General features: G+C 65.9%; 14 protein-coding genes. 6 read left to right on the top strand and 8 right to left on the bottom strand.

Features of this window, described 5'->3' with window-relative positions; genetic code table 11:
- Positions 1–60: 60 nt before the first annotated feature.
- Both BLT66_RS17940 and BLT66_RS17935 read right to left on the bottom strand, forming a co-directional pair.
- Positions 61–1749: an asparagine synthetase B family protein gene (locus BLT66_RS17940; protein ID WP_092759923.1), complete on the bottom strand. Its 1689-nt coding sequence runs from the start codon at positions 1747–1749 to the stop codon at positions 61–63.
- 45 nt (positions 1750–1794) lie between these two features.
- Entirely contained in the window at positions 1795–2970 is a 1176-nt protein-coding gene (locus BLT66_RS17935; RefSeq protein ID WP_092759621.1) for a right-handed parallel beta-helix repeat-containing protein, read from the bottom strand.
- Positions 2971–3049: 79 nt separating this feature from the next.
- On the opposite strand from BLT66_RS17935, the gene BLT66_RS17930 reads away from it, so the two are divergent.
- Together BLT66_RS17930 and BLT66_RS17925 are read left to right on the top strand one after the other, a co-directional pair.
- Positions 3050–4294, top strand: a complete 1245-nt coding sequence (locus BLT66_RS17930; protein ID WP_255406981.1) for a glycosyltransferase — start codon at positions 3050–3052, stop codon at positions 4292–4294.
- Positions 4295–4429: 135 nt separating this feature from the next.
- The gene (locus BLT66_RS17925; RefSeq protein WP_176955087.1) at positions 4430–5224 is read left to right on the top strand and encodes a class I SAM-dependent methyltransferase; all 795 of its coding nucleotides are present in this window, start codon (positions 4430–4432) and stop codon (positions 5222–5224) included.
- Positions 5225–5227: 3 nt separating this feature from the next.
- Here BLT66_RS17925 and BLT66_RS17920 read toward each other — a convergent pair whose 3' ends face one another.
- From BLT66_RS17920 to argH, 4 genes are all read right to left on the bottom strand, one after another.
- Positions 5228–6535, bottom strand: coding sequence for an ATP-binding protein (locus BLT66_RS17920; RefSeq protein WP_092759615.1), 1308 nt, complete (start codon positions 6533–6535; stop codon positions 5228–5230).
- Positions 6532–7191: a response regulator gene (locus tag BLT66_RS17915; RefSeq protein WP_092759613.1), complete on the bottom strand. Its 660-nt coding sequence runs from the start codon at positions 7189–7191 to the stop codon at positions 6532–6534. The genes BLT66_RS17920 and BLT66_RS17915 overlap by 4 nt, the downstream gene beginning before the upstream one ends.
- A 72-nt stretch (positions 7192–7263) precedes the next feature.
- Complete coding sequence (locus BLT66_RS17910; RefSeq protein WP_092759611.1) at positions 7264–7701, bottom strand: universal stress protein; 438 nt, start codon at positions 7699–7701, stop codon at positions 7264–7266.
- Between the two features lie 194 nt (positions 7702–7895).
- On the bottom strand, positions 7896–9299 hold the full coding sequence (gene argH / locus BLT66_RS17905) for an argininosuccinate lyase (RefSeq protein WP_092759921.1): 1404 nt from the start codon (positions 9297–9299) through the stop codon (positions 7896–7898).
- 67 nt (positions 9300–9366) lie between these two features.
- Here argH and BLT66_RS17900 point away from each other — a divergent pair, with 67 nt between their 5' ends.
- The 4 genes from BLT66_RS17900 to BLT66_RS17885 are packed head-to-tail and all read left to right on the top strand — an operon-like array spanning position 9367 to position 12090.
- Entirely contained in the window at positions 9367–10401 is a 1035-nt protein-coding gene (locus BLT66_RS17900) for a sensor histidine kinase (protein ID WP_092759609.1), read from the top strand.
- A gap of 5 nt (positions 10402–10406) precedes the next feature.
- A complete protein-coding gene (locus tag BLT66_RS17895; RefSeq protein WP_092759919.1) occupies positions 10407–11141 on the top strand; it encodes a LytR/AlgR family response regulator transcription factor in 735 nt (244 codons plus the stop codon).
- Between the two features lie 11 nt (positions 11142–11152).
- Positions 11153–11545 carry an SMU1112c/YaeR family gloxylase I-like metalloprotein gene (locus tag BLT66_RS17890; protein ID WP_092759607.1) on the top strand — a complete coding sequence of 131 codons (393 nt, stop codon included), beginning with the start codon at positions 11153–11155 and terminating at the stop codon, positions 11543–11545.
- Between the two features lie 5 nt (positions 11546–11550).
- On the top strand, positions 11551–12090 hold the full coding sequence (locus BLT66_RS17885) for an NYN domain-containing protein (protein WP_092759605.1): 540 nt from the start codon (positions 11551–11553) through the stop codon (positions 12088–12090).
- 57 nt (positions 12091–12147) lie between these two features.
- On the opposite strand, the gene BLT66_RS17880 is transcribed toward BLT66_RS17885, so the two are convergent.
- Entirely contained in the window at positions 12148–12633 is a 486-nt protein-coding gene (locus BLT66_RS17880; protein ID WP_092759603.1) for an acyl-CoA thioesterase, read from the bottom strand.
- 30 nt (positions 12634–12663) lie between these two features.
- Positions 12664–14223 carry a nitric oxide reductase transcriptional regulator NorR gene (gene norR / locus BLT66_RS17875; protein WP_218922626.1) on the bottom strand — a complete coding sequence of 520 codons (1560 nt, stop codon included), beginning with the start codon at positions 14221–14223 and terminating at the stop codon, positions 12664–12666.
- Positions 14224–14283 lie beyond the last annotated feature (60 nt).

The following is a 14283-nucleotide window of genomic DNA, read 5'->3' as shown; positions in this document are numbered from 1 at the left end:
TCATGCGCTGGTAGCTATTTTTTTGATACTAAAAAAGATAGCAGATATCGGGCGGCAGGTTTAGCGTTCCAATTTGAACTGGGGCGCTTGGGCTTGCAGCCACTGCTCCAGCATCATCAGAATCCAGACCATTTCGCCGTAGTAGCCGGGGTGTTCCTGCAGGCGCTCTGCCAGCAGGCTACGGATGAATTCCGGGCGCACGATGTTGCGCGTGGCCAGGCTGTTCAGGGAGTCGGTGGCAACTTGTTTCAGGCCGTCGTGGCGGGTGGCCCAGACGCCGAAGGGCAGGCCGAAGCCCTGTTTCTTCTTGGTCAGGATCTCGTCCGGCAGGAAGCCGCGCAGCGCCTCTTTGAAGAACCAGCGCAGCTTCAGGCCCTTGAGCTTGTACTCGGTGGGCAGCTTGAGCGAGAAGTCCAGAAGGGCTTCGTTCAGCATCGGGAAACCCACGCCCAGGCCGGCCAGGCGGGTCGTGCCGCAGACCTTGGGCAGATCGCTTTCGGCCAGGGTGTAGCGCCAGTCGAAGGCCAGCATGCGGTTCACCTGGCTGGCGGACTTGGCTTCGGCCCAGACACCGCGCTGCTGCACGGTCGGGCCCTGGATGTCGACCTGGGCGAGGAAATCGGGCGTCAGCACGTCATTCACACCCAGGCGCAGCAGCAGGTTGTACATCTGCAGCCGGTCCGGCATCGGCACCTTGGCTTGTTCCACATAGCTGGAGGCCTTGCGCAACAGCGCGATGCTGCTGTCGGCCGACTTGTCCAGCAGCGGCTCCATGAGGCCGCTGCGCAGGGCCGAGGGCACGACGCCATACCAGCCGAACACGCGCTGCTTGGCATAGCGGGCGTTGCCGCCGAACAGTTCATCGCCGCCGTCGCCGGCCAGGATTTTGGTCACGCCGTCGTCTTTGGCGACGCGTGAGCAGTAGTACGAGGGCAGGGCGGACGAGTTGCCAAACGGCTGGTCGTAGGAGCGGGCCACGTCGGCAATGCTGCGTACCAGGTCGTCGGGGGTGACGTAGTACTCGTGGTGCTCGGTCTTGAAATGGCGTGCGGCCAGGCGCGCGTATTCCATCTCGTCGTAGCCCTCGGCGTCGAAGCCGATGGAGTAGGTGGCGGCTTTTTGGTCACTGATGTCGCTGAGCATGCCGGCCACCGTTGAGCTGTCGGTGCCGCCGCTCAAAAAGCAGGCGGCTTTGCCGCCGTCCAGCTGGGCGGCTACCGCGTTGCGCACCAGGCCGCGGAACTCGTCGCGCAGGGCGTCGAAGGACACATTACCTTGTTCGGCAAACGTCGGCACCCAGTAGGGTGCGACCGTCAGTTGGCCGTTGTCGAACAGCGCGTAGTGGCCGGGCGGCAGGCGGAACACGTCTTTGAAGATGGTGCGCGGCGAGGGAATCGCGTGGAAGTACAGGTAGTCGAAGATGGCCTGCGGGTCGATCTGAGCACCATCCGTTCCTTGGGCCAGCGCATCGGCGCGTTCGGCAAAGCGCAGCTGGCCATCGACCACGCGGTAGCAGAGGCTGCGGATGGCAAAGCGGTCCACCGCCAGAAAGGTCCGGCCGGAGGGCTGCTGCAAACCCACCGCAAAGTCCCCGGTGGCCTGCAGCGCGGCCTTGGCCGCATCCTGGGCGCAAGCGGCCTGCCAGGCAGCGATGGCGCCGTCGGTGCGGGCCAGTTCTGCCAAGCGCGGATCTGCAAAGCGGGGGCTACCAAGTGCCAGAGAGGGGGAGGTCAGGGACATGGAGGACATGGGATAAGGCGGTAAAAAAGAGGGGCCAAACCACAGCAAGCCGGCTCAGGGCGCGGGCGCTTTCAGCTGCTGCATCGCTCCGGGATTATGCGGGGCAATGTCCAGCGCCCTGGTTTGGGCGCTGTGAATATATTCGCGCTGCGGCCGCAAATCGTGGCCATTGCTGCTGCCCAGGTCCAGGGCCTTGCCCAGCACGGCGGCCTTGGCCCGCAGCCGGTAGCTGCCATCGGGCTGAAAGGCGCTGCGGTCCACGTTGAAGTTGTTGCGGAAATCGCCCGGGGTACTGGCTTGCAGGCGCGCCGGGCCGACCAGCAGGTTGTTGGCCGCCAGCACGCTGTCGGCGCCGGGCCGGACGCGCAGCCAGCTGCCGCCGCTGGGCAGTTCGTCCACCAGGGTGTTGTTCACCAGGTACAGCTGGTTGCTAGGCCACACATAGCCTTCGGCGCCAAAGGAGATGACGGCCGGGTTCTCGGTCAGCGGGCCTTGCTGGACGATGTTGCCCAGCACCACGGCCACGCCGCCGTTGGGGAACTCCAGCTCGTAGCTGGCGCTGCCGCCGTCGTCCGTCAGCCGGTTGTACAGGATGTGGCTGAGCGCGGCCCGGCTTTTCAGCAGGTGGCCGGTCTGCGCATGGTGGAAGTAGCTGCCGGTCACCGTGGCATGGGCGATGCGGCCTATGTACAGATTGTGGTTGTGGCCGTCGGGGCGGTTGTTGTGGGCGAACTCGCTGTTCTCCACTTCCAGCACGGCCTGGCCATCGTTGTTGGTCAGCAAGCCCATCTCGTTGTAGGTAAATGAGCAGTCGCGCACCAGCAGCCGGCCTGATTCAAAGCGTATGCCCGCGCCGTTGCGGCCCGGAACCCGCGCGTCCGAAAAGTCGAAGCCCTCGACGCTGAACTGGGCCGAGCGCACTACCCAGATGCCCTTGCCCTCGGCAGCCTGGCCGTCAGCGCGCAAACGCACCCGGCCGCCCACGGCGCGCAGGCGGATATTGGCCTGGGTCCATACCGCCACGTCGCCCACGTAGTCGCCCGCATCTACGTCAATAATGGTGTTGTCGCCCGCCAGTTTTGCGGCAGAAGCTATTGTTTTGATAGTGCGCAGCGGTCCGACCTGCAGCGTCTTGAAGCCCTCGTCGGCGCTGGTAGCGCTGCACAGCAGCAGGCCTATAACAATCAGGCCAAGGCGGCGAAGAAGGCGGGCAGGTACAGGCAGTGGCATAAATACCGGGCATTCTGCCGCAAGCCCTGGCCTGCTTCCCCCGTATGATCCTGCAGCCAAGAACAACCCAGGGTTCCGTGTGAAAACAGTTTTGATGATCGCCTACCACTTCCCGCCGCTGGCGGGTAGCAGTGGCATACAGCGCACCTTGCGGTTTGTGCAGCACTTGCCGGCCCTGGGTTGGCGCCCCATCGTGCTGACCGCCGACCCGCGCGCCTACGAGCGCACCAGCCCCGACCTGCTGGACGACGTGCCCGCGGCCACGGTGGTGCGCCGGGCTTTTGCGCTGGACACCGCGCGGCATTTGAACATCCAGGGCCGCTACATGGGCTGGATGGCCCGGCCGGACCGCTGGATCAGCTGGCGCTTCGACGCCGTGCGCCAGGGCATGCAGCTGGTCAAGGAGTTCAAGCCCGATGCCATCTGGTCGACCTACCCGATTGCCACTGCGCATGTGATCGGCCAGCAGCTGCACAAGAAAACCGGACTGCCCTGGGTGGCCGACTTCCGCGACCCGATGGCGCAAGACGGCTACCCGGCCGACCCCGACACCTGGCGCAGCTACCAGCGCATCGAGCAGGAAGCGGTGGAAGACGCCAGCCGCAGCGTCTTCACCACTCCCGGTGCCGCGCAGATGTACCGCGAACGCTATCCCCAGGCCGCCAGCCGCATCACCGTGCTGGAGAACGGCTATGACGAGGAAAGCTTTGCGAACGCCGTCGCCGCGCCGGCCAGTCCGCTGGCCGGCGACCAGCCGGTGGTCCTGCTGCACAGCGGCATCGTCTACCCGTCGGAGCGCGACCCGACCCAGTTGTTTGCCGCGCTGCAGCGCCTGCGCGCCGCCGGCGACTTGCAGCCTGCGCAGTTGCGCATCCGCTTCCGCGCCTCGGCGCACGACGATTTGCTGGCCGGTCTGGCCAGCCAGTACGGCGTGCAGGACTTCATCGAGCTGTGCCCCTCCGTGCCCTACCGAGAAGCCCTGGCCGAGATGCTGTCGGTCGATGCCTTGCTGGTCATGCAGGCCAGTAACTGCAACGCACAAATCCCCGCAAAGATTTACGAATACCTGCGCGCCGGCAGGCCGATACTCGGGCTGACCGATCCGCTGGGCGACACTGCGGGTGTATTGCGCGGCGCCGGCCTGGACGCGATGGCGCGCATCGATTCGGTGGACGAGATCGCCGCGCTGCTACCCCGCTTTGTGGCCGCTGTGCGAGCCCAAGCGGTCCGGCAACCTGACCCGGCGGCTGTGAGGAACGCCTCGCGCCAGGGCCGTTCCAAGGCGTTTGCCGATTTGCTGGCCGAGGTGGTCGGCAGCCACTGAGGCTGCGGCTACGTTTCGGGAGGATGGGAGAGAGACAAGAACGAGCTTGCTTGTGCCAGGGGGCTGATTTTTCGGGGCCGTTTCCCTATGCGTTCAAAAAATACCTGTTTGGTGTGCGGTAAAGCCAGTGCGCCCTTGTTTGAAAACCTGATCCTGGGCCGCTACCAGGTGGGGTATTTCCAGTGCCAGAGCTGCGGGCTGGTGCATACCGAGCATCCTTACTGGCTGGACGAGGCCTATGGCGCGGCCATTTCCTCGCTGGATGTGGGCATGGTCGGGCGCAATATCTTTTTAGCCAACAAGGCAGCGCAGACGATTGCCGCGGTGTTCGACCCCGGCGCGCGCTTTCTCGACTACGCCGGCGGCTACGGCCTGTTTGTGCGCATGATGCGCGACAAGGGCTTTGACTTCTACCGGCAGGACCGCTACTGCAGCAACATCTTTGCCCAGCATCTGGACCTGAAGGACCTGGAGCCGCATGCGCGCTTCGAGCTGGTCACGGCCTTCGAGGTGTTTGAGCACCTGGTGGACCCGGTGGCCGAGGTCCGGCAGCTGTTGGACTATGCGGACTCGGTGCTGTTCTCCACCGTACTGGTTCCCGAGGGAGACCCGGTTCAAAAAGACTGGTGGTACCTGGTGCCCGAAACCGGGCAGCACATCGTGTTTTTTACAGTCCGCTCGTTGGAGCTGCTGGCGCAGCAGCTGGGCTGCCGGTTTTTCTCCAACCACGCCGATCTGCACCTGTTCACCCGGCGCGACATGGTCGACCCGTTTACCGAGAAAAAGAAGCCGATCTCGGTGCGGGTGGCCGAGAAATACCTGCGCTGGGCTATGCCTGCGGACCCGCAGGGCAAGAGCCTGCTGGCGCAGGATTTCGAGGCCGCACGGCAGCGCGCCAGCCAGCGGGCTGCGCCGTCCGAGCGGCGCTGAACTTCAGCCCACAGTCCCCGGAAACTCCAGCGTCACCCGCAGCCCGCCCAGCTTGGCGGATGACCCCAGCCGCAGCTGGGCGCCATGGCGCTGGGCAATCGCCTGGGCGATGGCCAGGCCCAGGCCGCTGCCGCTGGCGGTCGCACTGGCGCTGCGGAAGAAGCGGTCGAACACCCGTCCCATGTCTTCCTCGGCAATGCCTGGGCCAGAGTCGTCCACGCTAAGCACCGGGGCGCCCTTTTCCAGCGCGATGGCGACATCGACCCGACCGTGCTCCGGCGTGTACTTCAGCGCGTTGTCCAGCAGGTTGCGCAGCAGGATGCGCAGTGCGTCGGCGTGGCCTTGCACCCATATCGGTTCGCTGGGCGCGACGCCGATGTCCTGCTGCCGTTCCTGGGCCTGCGGCAGCATTTCTTCGACCGCCAGGCGCACCAGGTCTTGCAGCTGGATGCGTTCGGGCGGGGTCTCGCTGGCCGATTCCTGGCGCGCCAGCACCAGCAGCTGGTTCATCAAGCGGATCGCGCGGTCTATGCCCTGGTGCAGCCGGGCCACGGCGACGCTGCGGGTGGGCGCATCGGCCGCGCGGTCGAGTGCCTGGGCTTGCAGCTTCAGCGCGGTCAGCGGCGAGCGCAGCTCGTGGGCGGCATTGGCGACAAAGGACTGCTGGGCGTGGAAGGCGGTGTGCACGCGGTCGAACAGCAGGTTCAGCTCGTGCACCAGCGGCCGTACTTCGTCGGGCAGGCCGTCCTCGGCCAGCGGCGACAGGTCGTCGGCAGCGCGGCTGGCCACCTGCTGGCGGGTGCGTTCCAGCGGTTTCAGAGCGTGGCGGATGGTCCACCACAGGGCCAGCATCAGCAGCGGCGCCATCCAGGCCATGGGCAGCATGGCGCGGGCGGCCAGGGCCCGGGCGCGGGCCTGGCGGGCGCTCAAGTCCTGGGCGATCTGGATGGTCTGGGCGGTGGTCTGTATCGAGTAGACGCGGTAGCGCGTGCCGTTTTGCTCCACGTCCGAAAAGCCCAGCACGGCTTGGGCGGGCAACCGGTTGTGGTGCGACTGGAACAGCTGCACGCCGTTGGCGCTCCATATCTGCACCTCGTAGTCGGCCTCCAGCTCGGATTCGGTCGGCTCCAGCTGGCTGGGTGCGCCATTGCGCAGCGCATAGGCCATTTGCTGCAGGTGGTAGTCGAACATTTCGTCGGCCTGTTGCAGTGCTCCGCGGTAGGCCGACGCGGCTTGGAACAGCGCGGCCACCAGGATGGCCGTCATCACCGAGCCCAGCAAGCGGCGGCGTAGTGAATGCGTGCCGCTCATGGCTTCGGCATCACGTAGCCCAGGCCGCGCACGTTCTGGATCAGCTCGGCTCCGAGCTTCTTGCGCAGGCCGTGGATGTAGACCTCGACGGCATTGCTGCTCACGTCGTCCTTCCAGCTGTAGAGCTTTTCTTCCAGCTGGGCGCGCGAGAACACCACGCCGGGCCGGGCCATCAAAGCCTCCAGCACCGCCCATTCGCGGGCCGACAGCACGATGGCCTGGCCGTCGCGCGTGGCTTCGTGGGTGGCGGGGTTCAGGCGCAGGCCGTGCACTTCCAGTACCGGGTCGGCGCGGCCGGCGCTGCGCCGGGTCAGCGCGCGGATGCGGGCCAGCAGCTCGTCGATGTCATAGGGTTTGAGCACATAGTCGTCGGCCCCGGCGTCCAGGCCCTTGATGCGGTCGGCCACCGCGTCGCGGGCGGTGGCGACCAGCACCGGCGTCGCGTCCTTGCGCTGGCGCAGGGCTTTCAGTACCTCCAGCCCGTCCAGCTTGGGCAGGCCCAGGTCGAGCAGCACCAGGTCGTAGTGTTCGCTGCGCAGTGCGGTGTCGGCCATGGCGCCGTCTTTTACCCAGTCCACGGCGAAGTGCTCGGCGCGCAGCACGTCGAGCACGGTTTCGCCGATCATCGCGTCGTCTTCTACCAGCAGCAATCGCATGGAGATCCTGTGTTTCCTGTATGCGCTGCGAGTATGCCCGGCCGGGCTTAGGCCAGGCTTAAAACGGGCGTTTCAGCGGGCGACCAACACCGGTAGCGTGGATTCGGCCAGCACCTTGGTGGTGATGCTGCCCAGCATCAGCTTGGCGATGCCGGTGCGGCCGTGCGAGCCAATGACGATCATGTCCGCGCCTTCGCTGTGGGCGTTTTCGACGATGGCTTTCGACACGGCCCGGTCTTCCACCACGATGGTCTGCAAGACCACCGTGCTGCCCTGGTTGCACAGGGCCTGCACTTTGGCATGCGCCGCAGCAGCTTCCTGCTGCGCGGCGGCCATGTAGTACTGGACGCCTTCGGTGCTCATTTCGCCCACCGCCAGGTAGGGGTAGGGGTCTACCGCGTACAGCGAGGTCAGTTTGGCGCCCATGCTCCGGGCCAGGTCCACGGCCAGGGCCGCAGCGTGGTCCGAGGCGGTGGAGCCATCGGTAGCCAGCAGGATGTGTTTCAGCATAGAGACTCCTTGCGCACAAGGCTTGTGCTGACCCCATTGTGCGACCGATGCGCACGCCGCAGCCTTGACTTGCGTCAAGGATGCAAGCCTTTGGTTTTATTTATATAAAAAAGGCCGTTAGCGAAGTATTCACCAGCACAGACAGCTATCTATTAAATAGCATTCCTGCACTGGCTACAGGGCCATATAGGTTCTTAGGCCAGACGCGCCCGGTGCCGTGCGATCTGCGCGCTGACCTGTGCCGGCGCGGTGCCGCCCAGGGTGTTGCGGGCGTTCATCGAGCCGCGCAGGCTCAGCACGTCGTACACGTCTTTTTCGATCTTCGGGTTGAACTGCTGCAGCACCGACAGCGGCAGCTCGGACAGGTCCACGTTATGCGAGATCGCGGCCTTGACCGCATGGGCCACGGCCTCGTGCGCGTCGCGGAACGGCAGGCCCTTCTTCACCATGTAGTCGGCCAGGTCGGTGGCGGTGGCGTAGCCGCGCAGCGCGGCGCGCTCCATGGCTTCGGGCTTGACGGTGATGCCGCCGACCATCTCGGCAAAGATGCGCAGCGTGTCTTTGAGCGTGTCGACGGTGTCGAACAGCGGCTCCTTGTCTTCCTGGTTGTCCTTGTTGTAGGCCAGCGGCTGGCCCTTCATCAGGGTGATCAGGCCCATCAGGTGGCCGACCACGCGGCCGGTCTTGCCGCGCGCCAGCTCGGGCACGTCGGGGTTCTTCTTCTGCGGCATGATGCTGGAGCCGGTGCAGAAGCGGTCGGCAATGTCGATGAAGCCAAAGCTCTGGCTGATCCACAGCACCAGCTCTTCGCTGAGCCGGCTGATGTGCACCATAGCGATGCTGGCGGCGGCGGTGAACTCAATCGCAAAGTCGCGGTCGCTCACAGCGTCCAGGCTGTTCTGGCACACGCCTTCCATACCTAGCGTCTTGGCTACGCGCTCGCGGTCCAGCGGGTAGCTCGTGCCGGCCAGCGCGGCCGAGCCCAGCGGCAGGCGGTTCACGCGCTTGCGCACGTCCAGCATGCGCTCGGCGTCGCGGGCAAACATTTCCACATAGGCCAGCATGTGGTGGCCAAAGCTCACCGGCTGGGCCACCTGCAGGTGGGTGAAGCCGGGCATCACCACGTCGACGTTCTTCTCGGCGATGCTGACCAGGGCCAGCTGCAGGTCGGTCAGCAGGCCGTTGATCAGGTCCATCTCGCTGCGCAGCCACAGGCGCACGTCGGTGGCCACCTGGTCGTTGCGGCTGCGGCCGGTGTGCAGGCGCTTGCCGGCGTCACCCACCAGCTGGGTCAGGCGGGCTTCGATGTTCAGGTGCACGTCTTCCAGGTCCAGCTTCCATTCGAAGTTGCCGGATTCGATGTCGGCGCTGATCTGCGCCAGGCCGCGCTGGATGTCGGCGTGGTCTTGTGCGGCAATGATGTTTTGCGCGGCCAGCATCTCGGCATGGGCCAGGCTGCCGGCGATGTCGGCCTGCCACAGGCGCTTGTCAAAAAACACGCTGGAGGTGTAGCGCTTGACCAGGTCGCTCATGGGTTCGGAGAACAGCGCCGACCAGGCTTCGGATTTTTTGTCGAGTTGGTTTGGGGAAGAAGACATGCGGGGCACCAATGGGAAATGGAATGGCGTACCAATGAAGATGAACTTCCCCAATAATCGGGCTGGTATGCAAGAGACCCAAATTTTATCGGGCTTCCAGCCCGTGGCCGCCGAGCCGTCCGCGTCTGCCCGGGCGGCGCTGGTGTTCGACGCCTGCCAGGCCGGCGTGATCCTGCGTGCCGTGCTGTTTGTGGAGGTGGCGGTGGCCGTGGCCGCGCTGTTTGGCGCGCAGGACAGCTGGGACTGGCTGACCAAGCTGGCGCTGTGGACCGGTGGCGCCCTGCCCGCGGTGCTGGTCTGGCTGCTGGCCGCCTGCAGCCTGAAGCGCAGCCTGGCGCGGCTGCGCCAGCGCTGGCAGAACGCCGCCGGCGTGGCGCTGGGTGCGCTGGCCGGTCTGTATGGCTGCGGCATGCTGGCGCTGATCGGCGTGGTCGAACCCGCGCCCTGGCTGGCCAGCGCGGCCGCCGGTGCCTGGCTGTCGGCGCTGATCGTGGCCGGCCTGGTGCTGCGCGCCCGGGCCCGCACGCCGGCGGCCACCACCGCCCGGCTGGGCGAGCTGCAGGCGCGCATCCGGCCGCATTTCTTGTTCAACACGCTCAACAGCGCGATCGCCCTGGTGCGCGCCGAGCCGGCCCGGGCCGAGGCCTTGCTGGAAGACCTGAGCGACCTGTTCCGCCACGCGCTGGTTGACCAGGGCGAGTCCGTCACCCTGGAGCAGGAGACCACGCTGGCCGAGCGCTATCTGTCGATCGAGCAGGTGCGCTTTGGGGAGCGCCTGCGCGTGCAATGGTCGCTAGACCCGCGCGCCGCGGGTGCTGAGCTGCCGCCGCTGCTGCTGCAGCCGCTGGTGGAGAACGCGGTCAAGCACGGCGTCGAGCCCAGCGCCAGCGGGGCCGACCTGCACATTTCTACCGAGCGGCGTGGCAGCACCGTGGTCATCAAGATCAGCAATACCGTGCCCGGCGGCCAGGGCGCGCCCGGCCATGGCCTGGCGCTGGACAATGTGCGCGACCGCCTGAACCTGCTGCACGATGTGCACAGCCAGTTCCAGGCTGGCTTGAAAGACGGCGTCTACCTAGTGCGCATGGAGTTGCCGCTATGAACAGCCTGCGCGTCTTGCTGGTGGACGACGAAGCCCTGGCGCGCTCCCGGCTGCGCACCCTGCTGGGCGACTGCACTGCGCCGCGGGCCCAGGTGTGCGGCGAGGCGGCGCATGCCGAGCAAGCGCTGGCGCTGCTGTCCAGCCAGACTTTCGACCTGCTGCTGCTCGACATCCACATGCCCGGCATGGACGGCGTGCAGCTCGCGCAGCGCCTGCAGGCGCTGCCCCAGCCGCCGGCCGTGGTGTTCGTCACCGCCCACGCTGGCCATGCGCTGCAGGCCTTCGAGGTAGCGGCGGTGGACTACCTGACCAAGCCGGTGCGGCTGGAGCGGCTCCAGCAGGCGCTACAAAAAGTGGAGCGTATTGCGCAGGTAAATAAAGCGCTAGAGCCTGATTTGACCGAGGACGTGCTGGTGATACACGACCGCGGCCGCACCGAACGCGTGCCCATGGCCAGCGTGCTGTACCTGAAGGCTGAGCTGAAGTACATCACCGTGCGCACCGCCAGCAAAAACTACATCCTCGATGGCTCCCTGAGCGAGCTGGAGGCGCGGCATGCCAGTGTGTTTATCCGCATCCACCGCAACGCGCTGGTGTCCAAGCGCGCCTTGCGGGCCCTGGAAAAGCATTTCGACCCCGAGGAGGGCGAGGGCTGGGCGGTGCGCCTGCAAGGCCTGGCCGAGCCGCTGATGGTGTCGCGCCGCCAGCTGGCCGCGGTGCGCGAGGCCATGGCGGGTTAAGCTCGAAGCCTATGGAATTAGCCAGCCTGCACCACGCCGCCATCATCTGCTCGGACTACGCACGCTCCAAAGACTTCTACACCCGCATACTTGGCCTGCGCACCGTGGCCGAGAACCTGCGCGCCGAGCGCCAGTCGTACAAGCTGGACCTGGCCTTGGCCGATGGTTCGCAGATCGAGCTGTTTTCCTTTCCGTCCCCGCCGCCGCGCCCCTCGCGGCCCGAGGCCTGCGGCTTGCGCCACCTGGCGTTTGCGGTGGCCGACCTGGATGCGAATATCGCCAGCCTGCAAGCCCATGGCGTGGCCGTCGAGCCAGTGCGGGTGGATGAATTCACCGGCCGGCGCTTCACCTTTTTTGCCGACCCCGACGGCCTGCCTTTAGAACTATACGAAGTGACTCCGTGAGCCCCATGAAAACTGTCTGGATCGTAGATGCCGCGTATTTGTACAACTTCGGCCGCTCGCGACCGAACAGCTTTGACTACCTGAAGCTGAAGAACGAGCTGGTCAAGGCCAATGGCGGCCCGCTGTATGAGAGCTACTACATCAACTCCACCGGCGATCCGCACGCCGAGGCGCAGAACGCCTTCCACACCTGGATCAAGTCCGCGCCGCCCAAGGGGCCGCAGATGCGGGTGCAGCTGTACAAGCTGAAGGAGCAGCACAACCAGTGCCCGTCGTGCAAAACCCACTTCGACCGCACGGTGCAAAAAGGCGTGGACGTGGCCATTGCCACCCTGATGATCAAGCTGGCCGCCCAGGGCATTTACGACCGGGTGATCCTGTCGGCCGGCGACGGCGATTTTGAGGATGCGATCTCCTACCTGAAGTCGGACCTGCACAAAGAGGTCTGGCTGAACGGCGCCCAGGCCACCTTGTCGGCCGACCTGCAGTGCTATGCCGACCGGGTGCTCTGGCTGGACGACATGGGCGCCAGCATTGATAAATAGGGTTGCTACTTAATTTATAGCTACTGGCGCAGGTAGATTCTGCGCTAGAAGCTCTTTTTATTCAGAAACTTCTTTGATGGAAGCAAAGCGGGCGGCCAGTTCCTGGCGTACCTTTTTGCGCATGATGGACTGTTCGAAGCGGCGCTTTTCGTCGTCCGTGCTGGGCACCAGCGCCGGTACGGGCGCGGGCTTGCGGGCCTCGTCCACGGCGACCATGGTGAAGAAGCAGCTGTTCACATGGCGCACGCTACGGGTGCGGATCTCTTCGGCCACCACCTTGATGCCGACCTCCATCGACGAGGTGCCGGTGTGGTTGATGCTGGCCAGAAAGGTCACCAGCTCGCCCACGTGGATGGGCTGCAGGAACATCACCTGGTCCACGCTCACGGTGACCACATAGCGGCCGGCATAGCGGCTGGCGCAGGCGTAGGCCACCTGGTCGAGCAGCTTGAGCACGGCGCCGCCGTGCACATTGCCCGAAAAGTTCGCCATATCCGGGGTCATCAAGACCGTCATGCTCAGTTGGTGTGCGGGGAGTTCCATCGCGGGCTTTCGTAGTTCTTGGGGCGATTATTACTTGTTGCGCAAACCCAATCGGCCCGCCAACCGGACCAGATTGGCCCGGTGCAGCCCCAGTTCGCGGGCTACCGAGGCCCAGTTGCCCTGGTGGCGCTGCAGGCTGTCGGCGATGCGTTGGCGCTGGTGGTCGTCCAGGGACGTACGCAAGTCGACCGGCGGGGCTGCATCGTTCTGCGCGGCGGCCGGGGCAAGTTGCGCACCCAGGTCCAGGTGCGCCGCCGTCAGGCTGACGATGCGCGCCCGGGGCGCCGCTCCCTGCATGGCTTTGAGCGCGCTGCGGGCGATCAGGTGCTCCAGCTCGCGCACATTGCCGGGCCAGCTATGAGCCAGCAGCGCGGCCTGGGCGTCGGCATCCAGCCGCAGGCTGCCCAGGCCGAGCCGGGATCGGTTTAGCTCCAAAAAATGCCCGGCCAGTAGCAGCACGTCATGCCCGCGCTCGCGCAGCGGCGGCACCGGCAGCGGGTAGACGCTGAGCCGATGGTAGAAGTCGGCGCGGTAGCGGCCGGCGCGCACCTCCTGCGCCAGGTCGCGGTTGGTGGCGGCAATCACCCGCACATCGACGCGGTGCTCGCGGTCCGAGCCCAGGCGCTGCAGCTGGCCGTTTTGCAGCACGCGCAGCAGCTTGGCCTGCACGCTCAGCGACAGCTCGCCCACCTCGTCCAGGAACAGGGTGCCGCCATCCGCCAGTTCGAACTTGCCGCGCCGGTCGCCCACCGCACCCGAGAACGCGCCGCGCACATGGCCGAACAGCTCGCTTTCCACCAGCGACTCGGGCAGGGCCGCGCAGTTCAGGCTGATCAGCGGCCGGGCTGCGCGCGGCGATGCCGCATGCAGGGCTTGCGCCACCAGCTCCTTGCCGACCCCGGTTTCGCCGGTGATCAGCACCGTCAGGTCGCTATTGCCCACGGTGGCGATGTCGGCCAGCAGGCGCTGGTGCGCGGGGCTCTGGCCGATCAGCGTGGGGGCAGGGTGCTCTTCGGCCAGCGCGCGGTAGCTTTCGGCGCGCGCGTGCTCGGCCTCGAACTGCTGCGCCAGCCCGGCTATGCGCTGCACCACGCTGACGGTGGCCGCCGCCAGGCTGGCAAAGGCCTGCAGGTCGCCCAGGTCAACGCTGGAAAACCGCTCCTTGTCCAGCGCGTCCAGGGTCAGCACGCCCCAGGGGGTGTCGCCCAGCAGCACCGGGCAGCCCATGCAGTCGTGCACCTCCAGCTGCACGCCTTCGATCAGGCCGTCGTAGGGGTCGGGCAGGGGGCTGTCGGGCGGGAAGCGGGTCGGGCCGGGGGCTTCCAGCAGCTGCTGCAGGCGCGGGTGCTCGCTGACCTTGAAGCGGCGCCCCAGCGTGTCGTGGCTCAGGCCATCCACCGCCAGCGGCAGCAGCCAGCCGCCGTCCAGACGCAAGAGCGCGGCCGCATCGCAGGGCAGCAGGGCGCGCACGGCCTCCAGCAGGCGGCGGTAACGCTCGCCGTCGGGCAGTTCGCGCGCCAGGTCGTCTACCAGGGGTACCAGGGTCTGGAGTAGGTTTTTTGTAATCAAAATGATTCCTTGGTGAGTCATTATGACTGCATCAAAAAGATAGTGTGATCGACTAAGTGGTTGATTTATATGGACTGCAGG

It is taken from the genome of Rhodoferax sp. OV413 (genome assembly GCF_900104385.1).
Lineage (GTDB): Bacteria > Pseudomonadota > Gammaproteobacteria > Burkholderiales > Burkholderiaceae_C > Rhodoferax_B.
This window is presented reverse-complemented; position numbering and strand designations above follow the sequence as displayed.

Excerpts from the sequence above, each read along its gene's own strand:
- BLT66_RS17940 (WP_092759923.1), bottom strand. The coding sequence starts at position 1,749 with ATGTCCTCCATGTCCCTGACCTCCCCCTCTCTGGCACTTGGTAGCCCC.
- BLT66_RS17935 (WP_092759621.1), bottom strand. The coding sequence starts at position 2,970 with ATGCCACTGCCTGTACCTGCCCGCCTTCTTCGCCGCCTTGGCCTGATT.
- BLT66_RS17920 (WP_092759615.1), bottom strand. The coding sequence starts at position 6,535 with ATGAGCGGCACGCATTCACTACGCCGCCGCTTGCTGGGCTCGGTGATG.
- BLT66_RS17915 (WP_092759613.1), bottom strand. The coding sequence starts at position 7,191 with ATGCGATTGCTGCTGGTAGAAGACGACGCGATGATCGGCGAAACCGTG.
- BLT66_RS17910 (WP_092759611.1), bottom strand. The coding sequence starts at position 7,701 with ATGCTGAAACACATCCTGCTGGCTACCGATGGCTCCACCGCCTCGGAC.
- argH (WP_092759921.1), bottom strand. The coding sequence starts at position 9,299 with ATGTCTTCTTCCCCAAACCAACTCGACAAAAAATCCGAAGCCTGGTCG.
- BLT66_RS17900 (WP_092759609.1), top strand. The coding sequence starts at position 9,367 with ATGCAAGAGACCCAAATTTTATCGGGCTTCCAGCCCGTGGCCGCCGAG.
- BLT66_RS17890 (WP_092759607.1), top strand. The coding sequence starts at position 11,153 with ATGGAATTAGCCAGCCTGCACCACGCCGCCATCATCTGCTCGGACTAC.
- BLT66_RS17885 (WP_092759605.1), top strand. The coding sequence starts at position 11,551 with ATGAAAACTGTCTGGATCGTAGATGCCGCGTATTTGTACAACTTCGGC.
- BLT66_RS17880 (WP_092759603.1), bottom strand. The coding sequence starts at position 12,633 with ATGGAACTCCCCGCACACCAACTGAGCATGACGGTCTTGATGACCCCG.
- norR (WP_218922626.1), bottom strand. The coding sequence starts at position 14,223 with ATGACTCACCAAGGAATCATTTTGATTACAAAAAACCTACTCCAGACC.